Source organism: Streptomyces sp. NPDC087859, assembly GCF_044742595.1.
GTDB lineage: Bacteria > Actinomycetota > Actinomycetes > Streptomycetales > Streptomycetaceae > Streptomyces > Streptomyces canus_F.
This window is the reverse complement of the sequence record NZ_JBIUUU010000023.1, coordinates 25279-43050: the sequence shown is the minus strand read 5'-3', so window position 1 is coordinate 43050 and position 17772 is coordinate 25279. Positions and strand designations below refer to the sequence as shown.

Here is a 17772-nt window from a genome sequence, read left to right as displayed (position 1 = left end):
ACCACGGCACTCCGTCCTCGCCGGCACGACGGCCGTCGTCCCCAGCCCTCGAATCCATGCCCCCTACACTCAGCAGAAGGCGACGTGAACAGGACCATGACGGCGGCGACAGGCACGACCCGCGATCCTCTGGACCAGGAGCAGATCGTCCAGGCCGCCATCGTCCTTCTGGACGAGGGCGGCATCGAGAACCTGACCATGCGAAGGGTCGGCAGTCGTCTCGGCATCACGGGGGCGGCACTGTACTGGCACATCAAAAGCAGACACGAACTGCTCCTGCTGGCCGTCGACAGCGTGTGGGGGCAGGCTCCACTCTGTCTCGACGGCCTCCCATGGCGCGTGGCCGTCCTGGCCATGGCCGACAACCTGCGTTCGATGTGTGTCCGGCACCCGTGGATCCTGACCGCCATAACGATCCAACCGCTCGACGGCCCCGCCAGGCACCGCTATGACCAACGCCTCCTCGCAGTCTGCCAAAAGGCCGGACTCACCAGGCAGGATGCTGAGCAAGCCACCCAGAGCATCATCGCGTTCGCGATCGGCTCCGCACTCGCGGACACCCCTGGCCCATATGTGTCCTTCGGACTGCAGTCGATTCTCGACGGCGTCGAAGCCGGGCTCGGCGCCCATGCCTGACCCAACGCGGCAGTCCCCCCTTCGGCACCACGGCGTGAGGAGCAAACGACGCTCCCGTATGCCCTTCACTCGTGTGCGATGTGCGCCCGGTGCTCGGCCAGTACGTCCAGTCCGAAGTCGGAGGTCAGGTCACGCCACACCGAGTGAGCGTGGTTGGCGTGGCGCTGGGTGTTGTCGTACTCGATCAGGATGCGGGGATCCTGCACCCGGTAATAGTGCGGCTTCCCGACGTCCGTGCTGCCCGCCCAGCCGAAGTGGACCAGGTCGAGGACCGTGTCGGACGCGTAGTGGGTCTCGTAGGCGTCGGCGAGGAATTCGGGTGCCCGTCCGGTGTAGAGGGCTACGAGACGGCGCAGCAGGTGCCGCTGCCCTTCGTCGAGGTCACGGCCGCTGATGCCTGTGGGCGGGATCGTGATAGCCACGCGCGCATGGTCGATGTCGGTGTATCCGCTGGCCGCCTCCGCCCGGCGGTCGATGTCGTAGACGAGCCGGTCCAGGTCGGGATCTTCGAACCGTCCCCGCCACAGGTCCTGCATGTGCATCATCGTGTCGCCGTGGCGGACGTGTGGCCGGTTGCCGGAGACGATGTCGGACACGGCGCAGGGGTGGAGCAGAGCTCGCCGGAACTGGTCCGCGTCGAGGCTGTCGGCCAGTTGGCGTGCGGTGTCCTCGGGGCCCTGAAGTGGGCGCAGGGTGCCTCCGAGGAGCTCGGTGGTGGCGGGGTCGGCGCCGAGGAAGCAGGGGGTCGTGGAGACGAGCCGGCCGGCGACGACGAGGTTGTTCAGGGAAATGTGATGGCCGCCGAGTCGCCATGCCCAGACGCGATCGCCGGGCCGGCCGAAGATCCGGAGCCAGTAGAGGCCGGGGTCCCGACCGCGCTGCCTGCCCCAGTGAACGGTCCACCCTTCCAGCTGGTCCAGCACATTCTCCAGGCCCATCACGGTGGTGACCGTGGCGTAGCCCGCGGTGGACAGTCCAGTGGCCACCAGTTGCATGGCCAGGCCCTGCTGGCGAGGGTTCTGGTCCCGGATGGCGAGCCCGCCGTGTTCCGTGGGCGTGTAGAACCAGCGCAGCCGGTCGGCTTCCGCGTCCGGGTGGAGCGGTGAGTCGAAGGCGGCGAGCAGGAGTTGGTCCTCGCTCAGGGTGCCCCGCCAGGCGGCTGCGGCTTCGGCCATGGCGGTCGCCGCCTTCTCCCGCCCGGCTGCCGGGATGTGGGGCGCCGGGGCCGTTCCGTCACCGGGCACGGGTGGACTCCGGGTCCTCGGAGATGTCCAGCATGACCTTGATGGCGTTGCCCCGGCGCTCGGCGTAGGTGTCGAAGGCTTCCGCGACGTCGGTCAACGCGAAATGGTGGGTGACCAGTTCCGCGGTGCGGAGCCTGCCGCGGGCCGCGAGACTGACAGCGCGGGCCAGCGAGCCGGTGCCCTCCCCGCGGACCGTCTGGATCGAGATGCCGTTCATCACCGCGTGGTTCAGGTCGGCCCGCACGGACTGCTCGAAGAACCCGACGAGGACGACCTTCCCGGAACGCTTGGCCATGCGCAGGGCGTCGTCCACCGCACTCGGGGCGCCGGAGCATTCCAGGACGATGTCTGCGCCGATCCCGCCGGTCGCCTCCCGGACCGCGGCGACGGCATCTTCTGTCCGGGCGTTGACGACCAGGTCCGCGCCGAAGGACTTCCCGATGGCCAGTCTCGCCTCCCGGGTGCCGACCAGGGCGACGGTCCTCGCGCCGAGTTCACGCGCGACCTGCGTGGCGAGGAGACCTATCGGTCCGGGGCCGAGCACCGCGACGGTGGATCCCACGAGGAGGGTGCCGAGCACGTCGAACGCGTGTATCACCGTACCGACCGTGCTGAGGACGACCGCCGCGTCGAAGCCGACGCTGTCCGGCAGCCGGTGGAGGGTCGACACATGGTTGAGCGCGTACTGTGCGAAACCGCCGTTGACTGTCATCCCCTGCACTCGGTGCCCGGTGTGCCGCAGGCCGTAGTTGAGGCAGTCCGTGTAGTGCCCGGCCAGGCAGTTGGCACAGCGCATGCAACCGCGGTGAGCTTCCGTCACGACCCGTTCACCGATGCGGAGTTCGTCCACGGCGCTGCCCACCGCGGCCACGACACCCGCGTATTCGTGACCCGGGACGAACTCCCCCACCACGGGGCCGCCGTCCTTGAAAAAGTGCCGACTTCGGATCTTCAGGTCCGTTCCGCACAGGGACGCCCTCCGGACCTGCACCAGGACATCCTCCGGCCCCACCTGCGGCACGGGCAGTGTCGTGACGGCAAGGGTGCCGGGGTCACCCAGCACCGCGGCCTGCATGGTTTTCGGCAAGGACATAGGGGCCTCCAGTCATGACCATGGGCATACGACGGGAATCGGCGAATCGAAACAGTCCTTTTCCCCACCCCATCGTGCACGTCGGCAATGCCGATTTCCCATCCCCGGCGTATAGGCATCCCTTATACGTCTCGCGAGGAATTCCTATTGGAGGCTGACCGCCAGCCCATGGAAGAGTCGTCCGGAAACGGCGGACAGCGCCGTCGGCCGTACGGCCGAGGAACCGTCCCCGCCCGAGGAGTGAAGCTGTGGATCTGGGAATCTCAGGCAAGACCGCACTGGTACTGGGCGGCGGAGGGGGCCTCGGCGGCGCCATCGCGCAGGCCCTCGCCGCGGAGGGCGCCGGTGTCGCCGTGGCGGACATCAGTCCCCAGGCTGCCGAGCGCACCGTCGAAGCGGTGGCCTGTTCGGGCGGAAAGGCCGTGTCTGTGGAATGGGACCTCGGGGATCTGGGCGCGATCGACCGGCACATCACGACGGTCGAGGAGGCGCTCGGCCCTGTGGACATCCTCGTCAACAACACGGGAGGGCCGCCGCCCTCGCCGGTGGGCGGGCAGGAGCCGGAGATTTGGCTGCGGCACTTCCGGTCCATGGTGATGTCGGTGATCGCGATCAGCGACAGGGTGACACCGGTGATGAGGAGCCGCGGCTGGGGCAGGATCATCACCAGCGCCAGTTCCGGCGTGATCGCCCCCATCCCCAACCTGGGCTTGTCGAACGCCCTGCGGGGCAGCCTGCTCGGCTGGTCCAAGACGCTGTCGCGGGAAGTGGCGGCCGACGGCGTCACCTGCAATGTGGTCGTTCCCGGCCGGATCGGCACCCGGCGGACGAAGTTCCTCGACGAGGCCAAGGCCGAGCGGGAGGGCAGGTCCGTCGAGGAGACCTCCGCCGAGAGCGTCGCTTCGATCCCCGTGGGCCGCTACGGCGACCCGCGCGAATACGCCTCAGCCGTCGCTTTTCTCGCAAGCAGTCAGGCCTCTTACATCACGGGCTCGGTCATTCGTGTCGACGGCGGCCTCATCGCGAGCCTCTGAAAACAGAAATCGGAATTCAAGGAGGCATAAATGGCAGCACTGTCCCGCGACACCACGGGCGTCTACGCGATCGCACCGACTCCCTTCGATGAGTCGGGTGCGATCGACTTCGATTCACTCGGCCGGCTGATCGATTTCTACGGATCCGCCGGTGTCACCGGTTTGACCCTGCTGGGGCAGATGGGTGAAGCACCCAAGTTGTCCCACGAGGAGAGCGTGCGCATCGTCCAGTACGTCATCAAGCGCACCGACCTGCCGATCGTCGTGGGCGTCTCCGCACCCGGCTACGCCGCCATGCGGGCCCTGACGGCCGACGTCATGGCGGCCGGTGCCACCGGCGTCATGATCGCCCCGCCGAACACGTTGCGGATCGACGACCAGATCGTGAGCTACTACGAGGGCGCGTCGACCGCCATCGGCGGGGACGTGCCCTTCGTGATCCAGGACTACCCGCTCTCCTTCTCCGTCGTCATGACCCCCACTGTCATCGCCCGCATCGCAGCCGCCGCACCCGGATGCGTGATGCTGAAACACGAGGACTGGCCGGGCCTGGACAAGATCAGCGCACTCCGCAAGCTGCAGGCCGACGGAGCGATGCCCCGGTTGTCGATCCTGTGCGGAAACGGCGGCCTCTTCCTGGACTTCGAGACGGAACGCGGAGCCGACGGCGCCATGACGGGCTACTGCGTACCCGAACTCCTCGTCGACGTGGTACGCCACACCGCCGCCGGCGACCGTGACGCCGCCCACGACGTCTTCGACGCCCACCTGCCCCTGCTGCGCTACGAACAGCAACCAGGCGTCGGCCTGGCGGTGCGCAAGTATGTGATGAAGCGTCGCGGAATCTTGGCCTCCGACAGCCAGCGCAAGCCCGGGGCGGCACTGTCTGCGCGCGCACGCAGCGAGGTCGACTACCTGCTGACCCGACTGGCCCGCAAGGACAGCAGGGTGGTGGTCACGGCATGATGCGCAGTGCCCCCCGCGTACCGGAGTGTGCGCGCCGACGCCGACCAGTATCGGCACACCGCACACGCGACCCGCGACCTCCGCTCCAGTAGCTTAATCGGATGCAGCTACGTCAGCTGGAGTACTTCCTCGCCGTGTGGGAGGCCGGCTCCTTCAGCGCAGCGGCCTCACGCCTCTATGTCACGCAGCCCTCCCTTTCCCAGCAGGTCGGAGCCCTGGAGAAGGAACTGGGCGCGGTTCTGCTGGAACGTGGCAGACAGGGAGTGACGCTGACCCCCGCCGGCCGAGTCTTTCTCCCGCGGGCGCAGGACGTCCTCCGAATCGTCCAGGACGCCCGGGACTCGGTACGCGAGGTGGTCGAGGGCCGTAAGGGCGACGTCCATGTCCTGACCGTGCGGTCCGTCGCCTCGGGCATCCTGCCGCCGTCCGCGGGACGCTGGCACTCGACATACCCCTCGACGTTGCTGCGGCTGCACGACTACTCACACCGCCGGGACCTCGAGGAGGCCATGCGCGGCGGGCAGGGCGACATCGCGGTCGGTCCACGACCCCACCCGTGGGAAGGCCCGGTCCATTCCCTCGGGTACGAGGAGATGGTGGTGATCGGCTCCGCCGAGTACCCGCCAGGCAGGTCGGCGAGCCCGGCCGAACTCGCTTCTGCCGACTGGGTGCTGTACGAGCCGGAACAGGGCATGAGCGAAGTGGTGGACCGCCTGACGCGCCACTTCGGGTTCACTCCGCGTGCCGTGGCGCGCACGGGCCAGGTGTCGGCCGCGCTCCTGTTCGCGGTAGAGGGAATCGGAGTGACGGTGGCACCGGAGAACGCGGTACCGCTGCGCTGGTCGCGCCATGCACGGCGGATCGGGTCCGGCTACTTCCGGGAGTTGGTGGTTTTCAGCAGAAAGCTCCCTTCCCAACTGGCGGAACGTTACCGGGACATGCTCACCGCCGTGGAGCTGCCACTGACCGCGGAGCACGATCTGCCTGAAGGAGCGGTCCGATTCCAGAACTGGTCCGAGTGATCACGTCGCTCGGTCAGGCCTCGTCGCGCAGGCGAGCAAGCCCGATGAGAAGCAGGTCGAGGCCGAATGAGAACTCGTCCTCGATCGGAACCGGCATCACCCCGGCAACGGCGACGGTGGCCGGGAACAGATCCGGATCCACGCCCCGAAAGGCGGCCTCCGCCTGTGTGTCGTCGGGGCGTCCCGCGCCGCCAGGCCCGTTGACCTGTACGGCGAACCCGAGGACGTAGCGGGCCAGCGTCGCGTACGCGTACGCGGCAACTCGCGGCGGGAAACCACTGTCGAGCAACACCGCGACACAGCTCTCCCGCAGCGCCATGGCGTTCGGCCCCAGCGGAATCTGCTCGACCATCAAGCGCGCCGCGTTCCGGTGCCGGGCCAAGGCGTCGAACATGGCGTGCGCGACCGTCCGCAGCGCCCGCTCCCAGCCCATCGCGAGGAGCTCGTCGCTGTTCAGCTCCACGACGCCGAACATGCGGTCCACGACGTGAGCGATCAGGGCCGCCCGGTTGTCGAAGTGCCGATACAGCGTCGCCGTGCCCGAGCCCAGACGCTGAGCCAGCGTCCGCATCGACAGAGCGTCGGAGCCATCCTCGTCCACGATCCGCAGTGCTGTAGCGACGATGCGCTCCAACGGCACCGGCGGCCGCCCGGGAGAACGCCGAGCCGACGCCGCGCCCGCCCGCGCAGGAACTGGTTCTGCCACGGAACGTCCCACCTCCTCAAACAGCCATAACAGCAACACCGTAACCGATATGAAGACCAGCGAACCCGCCTGACACCTTCTCAGCGCAGTCGGACTGGTCAGCGAGCTTGTAGAACGTCGAGTGCGGTGAGCGTCGTGCGCCGTTCGGAGCGCTGTTCGCCGGATTCGACACGGTCGAGGAGGCCGACGGTGACCCGCTTGACTTCGGGCCCGCGCAGCACGCCACAGGTGCCGTAACCGACGGTCCCGGCAGCCGCTGCGGCTCCGGCGATCGTCTGGGAGACATAGAGACGACGGGAGAGGTCAGACGGGTCGTCCACACGGCCGGCTGACGTTCTGCCAGTGTCGAGGACGACGAGGATGTGGCGGTCGCGTTCGAGGCGCCAGGTGCGTACGGCGACTGCGGACTGGCGGGCCGTGGCGCGCCAGTCGATGGAGCGGGTGTCGTCGCCGGGGACGCATTCGCGAAGGCTGTCGAATTCTGTGCCCTCGCCGCGGGTGAGCACGCTGGTGCGGCCGTCGAGCTCGCGTAGCCGGGCGAGCTTCGAGGGGAGGTGCTTGCGGCTGGCGAACGGGGGCAGGACGCGGACAGTCCAGGGGGAGGTGTGACCCGAGGCTCCACTCGAGTTGAGGCCCGAGGCCTCACTCGGCCTTACGATCCCAGCCTCGGCCTCGGGGGCGGACAAGCCACGGGGCTCACGCCTACCCTTGCGCATGTGGGTCGAATCCGGGTCGAAGTGGGACGACGACTACTTCCGTAATCGATGGGTGTGATCATCGGCGCCGGAGCGCACTGGGGATTTGAGTAGCCAGTTCTCTGAAACCTTGTTTGCGGTGCACAAGGCTTGGCAGTTGGCCGACTTGCACAGAGCTGGTCGGGCGCCGATTCTGCTGCGACATTTCAATGACTTGTGGCGGAAGTTCGTCGGGGCGACGAGGCCCGGTGAACGGTGGAGGGCTGTTGTTCTGTGTGAAGCACGAGGCCGCACCCGGAGTGGGTACGGCCCTTGCGATGACGGGGGAATGCTCGGTTGCTACGTCACTGGTGGTGCGGCGACGTCAGGTAGTGCTGTCGAAGGAGCTCTCTTCCGTAGTCGTTGCCGTTGGGGGTACGGATGACGGAGTGCACGTGCATCTGGGTCGCGCCGCTGCCCTGGGTGGCTCCGTACGCGCCCGCGAGCGGGCCGGGGGCCTGGCAGTCGACCTCGATCCAGACAACCGGGCTGTGCACCCGGACGTAGAAGGCAGAGTCGGCCTCGATGCCTCCGGCCCAGGTCACGTAGGTGTCGTTGAGGTGATTGCGGACCTCGGCCATCCGGGCCTTCGCAACGTCGGCCTTGGCGCGGCCAGCGAAGGCCTCGACGATGCCGAGCAGTTTCTTCTTCTGGCCGGCAGTCAGCTTGTTGCCACGCAGGCCCGTGTATGCCTGGATCGTGTTGTCCGAGAAGGCACCTGCCTTCATGGATTCGTTCGACTTGGTCGAGGACTCGATGGCGACGGCTTGTTGGGCGTCGGTGAGGGAGTTGATGAAGGCGAGGCTTGCGACGACCTCCTCGTGGCAGACCGTCACGGTCTCGCCGTCGATCTCCATCGAGGTGGGCTCGGAGCCCCAGAAGCAAGGGCTCATGACGACCTGGTCGCCGAGGATGAAGTAGTTGATGACCAGATGGTGGCCGTCGAACTGGAAGCCCCAGGGCTCGCTGTCGGACGGGGTGCCCATCACGGTCCAGTAGAAGGCGTCCTCGTTGAAGGCGTTCGTATTGCCGATGGCCTCGCCGGCCGCCTGGTTGATCTTTCGGATCTTCTCCGTCGTCTCCAGGCCATCGGCGCTGAGCGCCGACTTCAACAGGGCGGTACCCAGGGCCTTCTGGTCATCCGTCAGGTCGGCGAGGGCCACGCCCTGGCGCTCGTAGGAGTCGATGTTGCTCCACAGTCGCCACTCGGTGGAGTGGACCGTGAACTGCGTCGAGGACTTCTGGGTGTCGGTGAGCCCGGCCAGGAAGGCGTTCGCGGCGGCGATCACCGGAGCTGTCTGGACGCCGGTGGAGTGGATCGTGAAGAGGTCATCGATCCGCTTGCCGTCGGTGGTCAGGCCGAAAAAGTCCTCGGTGATCGACTGGTTGCCGGGACCGGCGGCGCCGCCGCCCGGACCGCCGCTGGGCGCCCCACTGGGCGTGGCGGAGGCGGTGGGGTCGGCCGTGCCGGTGGCGTCGTCGGCCAGCGCGGCCCAGGCGCCGGCGCCGCCCATCGTCGCGACGGCCGTGGCGCCGCTGGCGAAGAAGACCTTCCGCATGAAGTTGCGGCGGCTCGCGTGAGCTCGGCGACCGGTCTCCGACTGCGGCTCGTGCGCCGCGGACTCCCCGGTGTCAAGATCGGACATAGTCGTCGGCTCCCTTCGTCGTTGGCACGTCCATGTCGGACGGCCGTGCGAGAACGACTCTGGCGGAGCAACCTGATTTGAAACTGAATTGAGGCTTCCAGGGGTTGGGTAACGTGGCGTGGACTGTCCTGCAACCGTGGGGTGACCTGGTTGTATGTGAGATCGCTGAGAGTTCGCAGGCGGGTGTTCCCCGCCCCTCGGCGCGGTCCTGGAGCCGTTTGGGGCCCGTGCCTCGTGCGGTGTCAGCCGCTTTGCGGCGGCAGCGCGTCGGCGGTGACCGCGGATGGCAGTTCGATCGTGAACACCGTACGGCCGGGCTCGCTCTCGACGCTGATGCGACCCTCGTGAGCCGAAGTGATGGCGCTGACGATGGCCAGCCCCAGGCCGGTTCCGCCCTCCCCACCCGTGGTGCGGGAGCGGGAGGTGTCGGCGCGGGTGAAACGTTCGAAGACCGTGGGGAGGAGGTCGGGCGGGATGCCGGGCCCGTCGTCGTGTATCCGGATGACGCATGACCGCTCCGCCGCCTCGACGGTGGCCGTCACCGTGGTTCCGGGCGGCGTGTGCATGCGGGCGTTGGCGAGCAGGTTGGCCACCACCTGGTGCAGTCGTGCCGCGTCGCCGATCACCACTGCGGGGGCGTCAAGGAACACCGCGATCTGCCACTCGTGTTCACTGCCGGCGGCCCGCGCATCCCACATGGCCTCGGCAACCAGGGTGGCGAGATCCACCTCTGCCCGCCTGAGTGGCCGTCCCTCGTCGAGCCGGGCGAGCAGCAGAAGGTCCTCCACCAGAGCGGTCATGCGCACGGACTCGGCGGAGACGCGGCGCCAGGCGAGTTCTGGTTCGATCTTGTCCGAGCCGCGGTCCATCAGGGCCGCGTAGTTGACGATGGAGGCGAGCGGCGTGCGCAATTCGTGGCTGGCATCCGCGAGGAAGCGGCGCATGCGTTCCTCGGTGCGCTGGCGTTCGGCGAGTGAGGACTCGACGTGGTCGATCATGCGGTTGAGGGCGGCGCCCACCTTTCCGGCCTCGGTCCTGAAGTCGGTATCTCGTTCGGGCACCCGCAGGAGTCCGGTGACCTTGCCGTGGCTCAGCTGGGCACGGGAGACCCCGACCGCCGTGGCGGCCACCCTGCTCAGCGGCCGGAGCTGGCGCCGGATGACGACGGCGCAGATGCACCCGGCGACGGCCAGCCCGGCGGCTGCCACACCGGCCTCGACCGCGACCAGGCCGTTGATCATGTTCTGTACGTCGTCCATGGGCAGGCCGACGAGGACCGGCTGGCCCTCGCCGTCGATGGCGGTCACACGGTAGGTGCCCAAGCCGGGGACCGCCCGGGTGTGGAGGGATCCGTCCGTGGGGATGCCGTCCAGCGCGGCGACCTGGGCGGCAGTGAGGGGTTGCGGAACGGCGTCCTGGTCGACGAACTCGGCGGCGACGACATCGTCCTCGGCGTCGAGGCGGGCGGCGATGGTGCCTGCCGGCTGTCCCCGCTCGTTCAGGAAGCCCAGGTCCGTGGCGTCTCCCGTCCGGCGCTGGAGACCGCCCTGGCTGCGCTCGGCGGCGTCGCTGACTCGCTGGTCCAGGTTGCCCAGCAGATAGGCACGTTGGGCGTAGATGGTGGTGAGCGCCATCGCGGCACACACAACGGCGAGCGTGAGGCCGATGGACAGCAACAGACGTGTGCGCAGGGAGCGCCCGGGCATCCTGGGACTCATCTGTCCTCCCCGGCCGGCCTGATGGTGTAGCCCATCCTGCGCAGCGTATGGATCATCGGAGGACGGCTCTTGTCGATCTTCCTACGCAGGTTGGAGATGTACGCCTCCACGAGGTTTCCACTGGCATCGAAGGAACTGCTCCACACGAGGTCGAGGATCTGGGCTTTGCTCAGCACCTGCCGCGGGTGGCTCATCAGCAGCCACAGCAGGTCGAACTCCTTGGCGGTCAGTTCGATGGGCGTCCCGTCGCGGTGCGCCTCCCGCGTCTTCTCGACCAGGACCAGATCCCCGACAGTCAGGACGGACTTGTCAGCCTTCCCGTCCTCGACGCCGGCCCGGCGCAGCAGGCCGCGCAGCCGCAGCACGACCTCTTCCAACGAGAACGGCTTCGTCACATAGTCGTCCGCACCCGCGGAGAGGCCGTCGATCCGGTGTTCCAGTGCGTCCCGGGCGGTGAGCATGAGCACGGGCAGGTGGGGATTCTCGTAGCGCAGCCGCCGCAGCACCTGCACGCCGTCAAGGCCAGGCAGCATTCCGTCCAGGATGACGGCGTGCGGTGCACAGCCGTGTGCGGTGCTCAGCGCGCTCTCCCCGTCGACCGCCACGTAGGGCCGCCAGCCCGCCTCGCTGACGACCACGGACAGCGTCTCGACAAGCCCGGGCTCGTCATCAACGATCAGCACGCGGATCAGGGCCTCGTGATTTCCGGAAGTGGCAGGCATGTTCCGATCCTGTCGGAGTTGCCTGGAGCCTCCTGTGCTACGCCTTGGAAAGACCTGTGGATCGGCGCCCGGGGACATGCCGCGGCCTCAGACGTCTCGCCGACCGGTCCATGCGTGGCTGTGCGCGTTCAGCCGCAGCCCCGCGGCATGACTCCGTCGCGGCGCCGGAGCCCTGGACAACGAGTTCCTGCCGAAGGCGGCTGTGCCCACTCCTGGCATTGCCAACCGCTCCGGTCCTCTGCCTGGAGGCCACAAGATGTACGCGCTGCCGCTCTACGCCGAGGACCGCGCCGCGCTGGGTGATCAGGAGACGTTCTACTCCGGCGGGGCGTCGCGATGGACGCCCCCGCCCGAGGGCGTTCCCGTGGCGACGCTGTTGAGCAACGGCGCGCTGCAGGAGCACCTGCGCAGTGTGCGCACGGGGAGCTGACGCCCCGGGCATTGCGCCCGCGCTACGCCGGGATGCAGGCCGTAGCCGACGAGGTGGTCGAGCAGCTGGTCCGGCGCCGCTCGCCGTGGTCCCCGACCTGGTGGGCTGGCCGGAGAGCGGTCGTGAGCACCTGCTGGTGTGGGCGGCAGGCGCGTCCCACCTCACCGGCCCGTCAAACAATCGGGCGCGCCTCTGACCTACTCCCCTTCGGTGGGGCTCAGCTTGGCAGGAGCGACAACGGGATCTCCTAGGGTTTCCGGCACCTCAGAGGACACGCAGGACGCCGACGACCTTGCCGAGGATCGTCATCCCCTGGTCGAAAGCTGACAGCCCCGGCGGGGCCTCTTGATGAACGGCCGCCAGACCTCGCCCCCGCGCACCAGGCAGGACCGCTGACGGCGCACCGATACTCACGCACACCGGTACGAGCGAACAAGCATTTCGACCCTTCTCAAAAGGGCCGGGACCCTGAACACCTCCCGGACGCCGACCACCCGCGGACGGAGCACACCTTCCGTGCGAGGTGAGGGCTCGCGCGAGGATGCGTCCTCGGGGGTGGCGGCGTGCGCGTAGCGGCGCACGGTCTTGCGGTCGAGCCCGAGGGTCTTGGCGATCACCTCGCTCTGCACGCCCTTGTCGTACAGGGCATGCGCCGCTGCGTGGCGCTCGCGTCGCTTGATCGTGCGCAGCCCATCCACGGGCTCTTGTGGTACGCCATCGGCGGCCGGGCCCGGCCTTCAGGGCGGCGGGGCTATTGGTGCTCGTGTCCTCGGCGGGCTCGGTGAGGCACGTGCGGTGCTGGGCGACGCGCTTCTCGACGGCTTCGCATAGGTTCTTCCAGAGGTGGTACCTGTCCGCGACCTGCGTGGCGTCGGGGCAGGCGGTGCGGACGGCTTCGGCGTAGGCGCTGGCTCGGTCTCTGCACACGATCTCGGCTCCGGGATGGGCGCGCAGCCAGGCGGTGAGTCTCTCCGAGGTGCGGTCGGGTAACACGTCCACACGCTCGCCGGTCTCCACGTCCAAGATGATCGTGCCGTACACGTTGGCCCTTCTTGAACGCGAAATCATCCACACCCATCACTCGCGGAGCGACTGAGGACTGTTTGTCCGGGAGCCTGCGCACCATCCTGATCAGCGAGTTCGCACTGACGGGGACCGACAGGAGCGCGGCCAGCCGGGCCGCCGGACGTCCCGCGAGCGCCAGTTCTATCCGCTCCAACGTCCGACGGAGTGCGGGAGTGCGGCGCGCGAACCGCTCGGTGAGCCCGTCTATCTGCTCGACGAACGTACGGCGTGCGCACGGCGCCGCCTGGCACAGGAACCGCCGCACCCCCAGGTTGATCACGGCCTTCCGCCCAGCCACTGCCAGGTCGGCCAACCGTCGCCGATACCCGCCGTGGACATGGCCAGACAGCGTGCCGCACCCGGGGCAGGCAGTCTCCCGGGTCGCCGTACGCGCCGTGAGCGCCACCCCGCCATCGTCGACCAGGACCTGTTCCACCATCACCGACGCCAGATGAGGGAAGGCCACCGAGAGCACGCTGCAATCACACGAACAGGCATTCTTCCACGAGCTCGTGACGCAACGTCACCACCCCACAAGAAGTGGATCAGAACCGTTCGGAATCCCCACGCACGGCCAGTTGTGATGCCACTCCTGGTTACGGCCCGGGCTCGACGTCTGACCCGATCGGTCACATCCGGATGAACGCGACCGGTTGTCGGGCCACGTCAGTGCCAGGCACAGGCGATCACCTGTCCGCGCAGTCGACGTCGGCAAGGGCCTCGCCCAAGAGCCGTCCGGCGAGTTCCACGCAGCGCATCCGGGCAGGAGAGAAGTCGTAAGGCATCTTGGTGATCGCTGCGGCGGCACTCATCTCTGTGCCCTCCTCCCCTGTCAGGTCGGCGTCGTAGACCTCGAAGATCTCCTCCTCGGCCGCGTCGAGACCAGCTGCCTCGATAGCCTGATTCAGGGCCATTTGGTGAGCGCATCGCTGAACGGCGAGCTCTTCGACCCGCGGGTCGTCGGGATCGACACCGTCGTCGAGGGCGGCCTCGGCCGCCTCAAGACGGTCCTCCTCGGCCCGCAGCTCGGGGTGGGTGGCCAGCACGATGAACGTGCCGGCCTGGATGGCGGCGCCCAGCGGCCCGAAAATCCGTTCCGTGACCAGCAGGGCATCCAGGTCGGAGGGGCGCAACGCGCCCGGGGGCAGGTGGCTGAGCCGGTCCGTGACCAGTTCGGAAAGCAGCCCCAGCGGGCTGCCCACCGCCTGCAGGCGCTGGACAGCCGCGCGCCGACGTTTGATGGCGGCCTCCTGCGCCGCCAGGGTTTCCTCCAGCCTGCTCAGGACCGACTCGATATCCGGGGCCTGGTCCCGGGCTTCGTCTCCGGCTTCGTCCCGGGCTTCGCCGAAGGCGGCCCGCATGTCGTCCAGGCTGATACCGGCATCAGCCATCTTGCGGATCCACAGCAGGCGGGTCATGTCGTCATAGCCGTAGCGGCGGCGGCCGTCCCCGCCGCGCTCGGGCTCCGGCAGCAGACCGATCTCGTGGTAGTGGCGGATGGCGCGTGGGGTGATCCCGGCGAACGCAGCGGCATCACCGATCTTGACCTGCCGGGGAGGCGTGAGGGAGGGGTACATCGCAGACAGAGCCTTTCGTGCTGTGGTGCCCCGACCCCACCACATGCCGCTACGGCATGTGCAACAACCCCATCCAGGTGCCACCGGAACCAGGCCCGAGCTGCCGCCGGGACCGATCAAGAACGACGAACCATCCGGGAACGCAGAGTGACCACCGGCGGCCAGATAGCTCCCCGCCAAGTGGCCGGCGCTGGGGAATTCCCACTGACCGCCGACACCAGAGCTGTCCCAAGGACCAGCCGGTGTGCCGGACTTGGAGAAGGCCCCCTCAGCCTGGTACGGGGCACTCCGTTCGGCGGCAAGCCCCTGTCCTGGGCCGAGCCTTTCCAGCAGGAGATGATCACGAGGATCATCGACGTCGCGCACGCGGTGGCCACCCACCGGACTCCTCCTGGCCCGCTGCACGACCTCAGCGCGGCCAGGCGAGCCGTCGCGACCGGCCTCGACGTCGACGACACGGCAGAACTGCTCTACCGAGACGTCCTCCAGATTGATCAGAGCCGAACGAAATGGCCGTTGACACACACCACCCCGGTCGGTACCGCTCTACCCCGCCCCGCTCTTCACTCCTGGTTCGCAGCGTGCGGCTCGGACCGGTTACGTCAGTGGCATGGCGATGTAACAGTCCTGACGGAGGCTCATGGCGACGCACCTCCGGTCTCCTCAGTAACTCGCCCCCCACGTGACCGGGTTGACCGAACGACCGCTCCCCGGACGGCGCGCGCCCCGGGGTTCGGATGAGGAGGAATTGATGGCTGCAGAGCAATCCCCCGCATCCCGCCGCAACTTCCTGAGATCCGTCGGCGTCGCAGGTGGCGCGGGAGTTCTGTACTCGGCGATGGGCGCACTCGGGCTCGCCCCGGTGCCCGACGTACGGGCGGACGAGTACCGGGCGCCCCAGCAGAGCGACTTCTCGCTCACCGGGCGCGGCGGCAAGAAGGTACTCGTACTCGGCGGCGGCATAGCCGGTCTGGCAACGGCGTACGAGCTGGGCAAGGCCGGATACGACTGCCGGATTCTGGAAGCGAACGATCGTCCCGGGGGCCGTAACTGGACGGTCCGAGGCGGCACGAAGCTGACCGACCTCGACGGGCGTACCCAGACGGCGTCGTTCACCAAGGGCCAGTACATGAACGCGGGCCCGGCCCGGCTGCCGCAGTCCCACGTCACTCTCGAGTACTGCCGCGAACTCGGTGTCGAACTCCAGGTGTTCACCAACCAGAACGCCAACGCATACATTTACCACGAGAGCAGTGCCGCCCTCGCGGGCAAGCCCATGCGCTGGCGCACGGCGAAGGCAGACGTCTACGGCTACCTCTCCGAACTGCTCGCCAAGGCCACCGACCAGGGCGCTCTCGACGCGCGACTGACCGCCCAGGACAAGGAACGGCTGATCGCGTTCCTGCAGAGCTTCGGCGCCATCAAGGGCAAGGCCGACGGCTATGCCTACACCGGCACCGACCGGCGAGGTTACTCCGTTGAACCGGGCGCGGCCTTCGAGGACGGCACGGTCCTCGGCCCGGTGCCGTCGTTGTCGGACGTCGTCGCCAGCGGCGTGGGGCAGCGCTTCGCCTTCGAACTCGGCTACGACCAGGCCATGCTGATGTTCCAGCCGGTGGGCGGCATGGACGCGATCCCGTACGCTCTGGCCAAGGCGATCGGCCAGCACCGCATCACCTATGGCGCCGCGGTGGTGGAGGTCAAGGACCTGCCGGACGGTGCCGAGGTCACGTACAAGGACACCGGCGGCCGTACCCGCACCCAGCGCGCCGACTTCGTCGTCGCGGCGATGCCGCCGATGGTCATGGCCCGCCTCAAGCACAACCTGGGGGCCGACATCACCGCGGCGCTGAAGTACGCCGTCCCGACCCCCGTCGGCAAGGTCGGGCTCGAGTACCGCAGCCGCTGGTGGGAGACGGACGAGCACATCTACGGTGGCATCACGCCGACCGACACGGACCTGTCCACCATCTGGTACCCCTCGTACGGCTACCAGGGCCGCCGCGGCACACTCATCGGCTACTACAACTTCGGTGCCAACGCCGTCGCGTACAGCGATCTGCCGCACGCCCAGCGCGTGGCGCGGGCGGTGAGCCGGGGAGTGAAGATCCACGGCGACAAGTACCGCACCGAACTCGATCACTCCTTCAGTGTGGCCTGGCACCGCACGCCTCACATCGAGGCCGGCTGGGTGGGCTGGCCCTCGCAGACCGGTCCCGAGTACAAGCTGCTCAACCAGCCCGCCGGGCACGTCTACTTCGCCGGCGACTGGCTCAGCCATGTCATCGCCTGGCAACACGGCGCCTTCACCTCGGCCCGCAAGGTCGTGACCGACATCCACGTAAGGGCGATGGCCGCATGAAGCGACGCACGAAGGTTGCGATCGGTACGGTCCTGACCGCCTCGCTCCTCACCGGCGGCACCGCGCTCGCCGAGGGCAAGGGCTGGTGGCCCGGCCCCAAAGAGGTCCGCGTCATGCTGCCCGAGGGCCAGTCCAACCCGGCCATCGCCACCGGAGTGGCGACCGGCGGTGAGGTGGCGGCCTACCAGAGCAGCGGCCTCGGTCCGACCACGCTCAACCCGTCCGCGCCGGCCGGCTCACCCGAGCTCTACACGGACCCGGCCCTCACTCAGGGCACCACGGGAGTCACGGTCACCGAGGCCCAGGCACTCGTCGTCCTGCGCAACATCAAGACCAACCTCGAAGCGGCGGGCCTGACCCTGGCCGACGTCATCACGATGAAGTGCTACCTGATGAAACCGCCCGGCTCCGACACCGCAGACTACGCAGGATGGAACCGCGCGTACCGCCAGTACTTCGCCAACATCGACCTCACCTCGAAGGAGATCGTCCCGGTCCCGATGGGCACCTCCGCCCCCAAGGCACCGCTGGTCGCCAACAAGGGCCGTCCCGCGCGCGCGACAATGGAGGTCGCGTCGCTGGCCGTCAAGGGCTGGCTGGTGGAGGTCGAGGTCACCGCCGCGTACAAGAAGCGCTGACGGGCGCAAGCCCGCGGCAACTGCAGCCAAGAGCCGGGCCCGTGACGGGCCCGGCTCCGAATCGACGTCCCCCTGCCGCCGCGCTCCTGGCGGGCAGCTCCTCCCCAGCTTCGCGCGGCACCCACACTCGCCGCCGCGGCTCCAGCTGAGCCGCCATGCGACTGACAGCACCGCCGACC

The 17772-nt window shown here is 68.3% G+C and carries 15 protein-coding genes and 3 pseudogenes; 7 read left to right on the top strand and 11 right to left on the bottom strand.

What is annotated here, in order from left to right; all coding sequences use genetic code 11:
• Nucleotides 1-84: 84 nt before the first annotated feature.
• Complete coding sequence (locus ACIOHP_RS41720; RefSeq protein WP_401895690.1) at nucleotides 85-636, top strand: TetR/AcrR family transcriptional regulator; 552 nt, start codon at nucleotides 85-87, stop codon at nucleotides 634-636.
• A 65-nt stretch (nucleotides 637-701) separates the two neighbouring features.
• Here ACIOHP_RS41720 and ACIOHP_RS41715 read toward each other — a convergent pair whose 3' ends face one another.
• Nucleotides 702-1880, bottom strand: a complete 1179-nt coding sequence (locus tag ACIOHP_RS41715; protein WP_401895689.1) for a DUF3500 domain-containing protein — start codon at nucleotides 1878-1880, stop codon at nucleotides 702-704.
• Nucleotides 1870-2973, bottom strand: coding sequence for a zinc-binding dehydrogenase (locus tag ACIOHP_RS41710; protein WP_401895687.1), 1104 nt, complete (start codon nucleotides 2971-2973; stop codon nucleotides 1870-1872). Before ACIOHP_RS41710 ends, ACIOHP_RS41715 begins: the two co-directional genes overlap by 11 nt.
• A 248-nt stretch (nucleotides 2974-3221) precedes the next feature.
• Between ACIOHP_RS41710 and ACIOHP_RS41705 the strand changes: the two genes are divergently transcribed.
• From ACIOHP_RS41705 to ACIOHP_RS41695, 3 genes are all read left to right on the top strand, one after another.
• Nucleotides 3222-4007, top strand: a complete 786-nt coding sequence (locus tag ACIOHP_RS41705) for an SDR family oxidoreductase (RefSeq protein ID WP_401895685.1) — start codon at nucleotides 3222-3224, stop codon at nucleotides 4005-4007.
• A 30-nt stretch (nucleotides 4008-4037) separates the two neighbouring features.
• Nucleotides 4038-4973, top strand: a complete 936-nt coding sequence (locus ACIOHP_RS41700) for a dihydrodipicolinate synthase family protein (RefSeq protein ID WP_401895683.1) — start codon at nucleotides 4038-4040, stop codon at nucleotides 4971-4973.
• Nucleotides 4974-5074: 101 nt separating this feature from the next.
• The gene (locus ACIOHP_RS41695) at nucleotides 5075-5995 is read left to right on the top strand and encodes a LysR substrate-binding domain-containing protein (RefSeq protein WP_401895680.1); all 921 of its coding nucleotides are present in this window, start codon (nucleotides 5075-5077) and stop codon (nucleotides 5993-5995) included.
• 13 nt (nucleotides 5996-6008) lie between these two features.
• Here ACIOHP_RS41695 and ACIOHP_RS41690 read toward each other — a convergent pair whose 3' ends face one another.
• From ACIOHP_RS41690 to ACIOHP_RS41670, 5 genes and pseudogenes are all read right to left on the bottom strand, one after another.
• A complete protein-coding gene (locus tag ACIOHP_RS41690; protein ID WP_401895912.1) occupies nucleotides 6009-6635 on the bottom strand; it encodes a TetR/AcrR family transcriptional regulator in 627 nt (208 codons plus the stop codon).
• Between the two features lie 311 nt (nucleotides 6636-6946).
• A pseudogene (locus tag ACIOHP_RS41685) lies at nucleotides 6947-7479 on the bottom strand (DUF58 domain-containing protein); the annotation flags it as partial.
• A 261-nt stretch (nucleotides 7480-7740) separates the two neighbouring features.
• On the bottom strand, nucleotides 7741-9081 hold the full coding sequence (locus ACIOHP_RS41680; RefSeq protein ID WP_401895677.1) for a DUF3500 domain-containing protein: 1341 nt from the start codon (nucleotides 9079-9081) through the stop codon (nucleotides 7741-7743).
• A gap of 242 nt (nucleotides 9082-9323) precedes the next feature.
• On the bottom strand, nucleotides 9324-10799 hold the full coding sequence (locus tag ACIOHP_RS41675; RefSeq protein ID WP_401895676.1) for a sensor histidine kinase: 1476 nt from the start codon (nucleotides 10797-10799) through the stop codon (nucleotides 9324-9326).
• Nucleotides 10796-11521: a response regulator transcription factor gene (locus ACIOHP_RS41670; RefSeq protein WP_401895675.1), complete on the bottom strand. Its 726-nt coding sequence runs from the start codon at nucleotides 11519-11521 to the stop codon at nucleotides 10796-10798. Before ACIOHP_RS41670 ends, ACIOHP_RS41675 begins: the two co-directional genes overlap by 4 nt.
• A gap of 256 nt (nucleotides 11522-11777) precedes the next feature.
• Between ACIOHP_RS41670 and ACIOHP_RS41665 the strand changes: the two genes are divergently transcribed.
• On the top strand, nucleotides 11778-11951 hold the full coding sequence (locus ACIOHP_RS41665) for a hypothetical protein (protein WP_401895672.1): 174 nt from the start codon (nucleotides 11778-11780) through the stop codon (nucleotides 11949-11951).
• Between the two features lie 410 nt (nucleotides 11952-12361).
• Here the strand turns inward: ACIOHP_RS41665 and ACIOHP_RS41660 are convergent, their stop codons facing one another.
• From ACIOHP_RS41660 to ACIOHP_RS41645, 4 genes and pseudogenes are all read right to left on the bottom strand, one after another.
• A complete protein-coding gene (locus ACIOHP_RS41660) occupies nucleotides 12362-12649 on the bottom strand; it encodes a hypothetical protein (protein WP_401895919.1) in 288 nt (95 codons plus the stop codon).
• Between the two features lie 91 nt (nucleotides 12650-12740).
• Nucleotides 12741-13019 (bottom strand): annotated as a pseudogene (locus tag ACIOHP_RS41655) (transposase); the annotation flags it as partial.
• A 250-nt stretch (nucleotides 13020-13269) separates the two neighbouring features.
• A pseudogene (locus ACIOHP_RS41650) lies at nucleotides 13270-13455 on the bottom strand (transposase family protein); the annotation flags it as partial.
• Nucleotides 13456-13702: 247 nt separating this feature from the next.
• Complete coding sequence (locus tag ACIOHP_RS41645; protein ID WP_401895669.1) at nucleotides 13703-14593, bottom strand: MerR family transcriptional regulator; 891 nt, start codon at nucleotides 14591-14593, stop codon at nucleotides 13703-13705.
• A gap of 751 nt (nucleotides 14594-15344) precedes the next feature.
• Here ACIOHP_RS41645 and ACIOHP_RS41640 point away from each other — a divergent pair.
• Nucleotides 15345-16955 carry a flavin monoamine oxidase family protein gene (locus tag ACIOHP_RS41640; RefSeq protein WP_401895668.1) on the top strand — a complete coding sequence of 537 codons (1611 nt, stop codon included), beginning with the start codon at nucleotides 15345-15347 and terminating at the stop codon, nucleotides 16953-16955.
• The gene (locus ACIOHP_RS41635; RefSeq protein WP_401895666.1) at nucleotides 16952-17593 is read left to right on the top strand and encodes a Rid family hydrolase; all 642 of its coding nucleotides are present in this window, start codon (nucleotides 16952-16954) and stop codon (nucleotides 17591-17593) included. The genes ACIOHP_RS41640 and ACIOHP_RS41635 overlap by 4 nt, the downstream gene beginning before the upstream one ends.
• Nucleotides 17594-17772: the final 179 nt, after the last annotated feature.

Coding starts and splice junctions, on each gene's coding strand:
- ACIOHP_RS41710 (WP_401895687.1), bottom strand. CDS start 2,973: ATGTCCTTGCCGAAAACCATGCAGGCCGCGGTGCTGGGTGACCCCGGC.
- ACIOHP_RS41700 (WP_401895683.1), top strand. CDS start 4,038: ATGGCAGCACTGTCCCGCGACACCACGGGCGTCTACGCGATCGCACCG.
- ACIOHP_RS41695 (WP_401895680.1), top strand. CDS start 5,075: ATGCAGCTACGTCAGCTGGAGTACTTCCTCGCCGTGTGGGAGGCCGGC.
- ACIOHP_RS41680 (WP_401895677.1), bottom strand. CDS start 9,081: ATGTCCGATCTTGACACCGGGGAGTCCGCGGCGCACGAGCCGCAGTCG.
- ACIOHP_RS41675 (WP_401895676.1), bottom strand. CDS start 10,799: ATGAGTCCCAGGATGCCCGGGCGCTCCCTGCGCACACGTCTGTTGCTG.
- ACIOHP_RS41670 (WP_401895675.1), bottom strand. CDS start 11,521: ATGCCTGCCACTTCCGGAAATCACGAGGCCCTGATCCGCGTGCTGATC.
- ACIOHP_RS41665 (WP_401895672.1), top strand. CDS start 11,778: ATGTACGCGCTGCCGCTCTACGCCGAGGACCGCGCCGCGCTGGGTGAT.
- ACIOHP_RS41645 (WP_401895669.1), bottom strand. CDS start 14,593: ATGTACCCCTCCCTCACGCCTCCCCGGCAGGTCAAGATCGGTGATGCC.
- ACIOHP_RS41640 (WP_401895668.1), top strand. CDS start 15,345: ATGGCTGCAGAGCAATCCCCCGCATCCCGCCGCAACTTCCTGAGATCC.
- ACIOHP_RS41635 (WP_401895666.1), top strand. CDS start 16,952: ATGAAGCGACGCACGAAGGTTGCGATCGGTACGGTCCTGACCGCCTCG.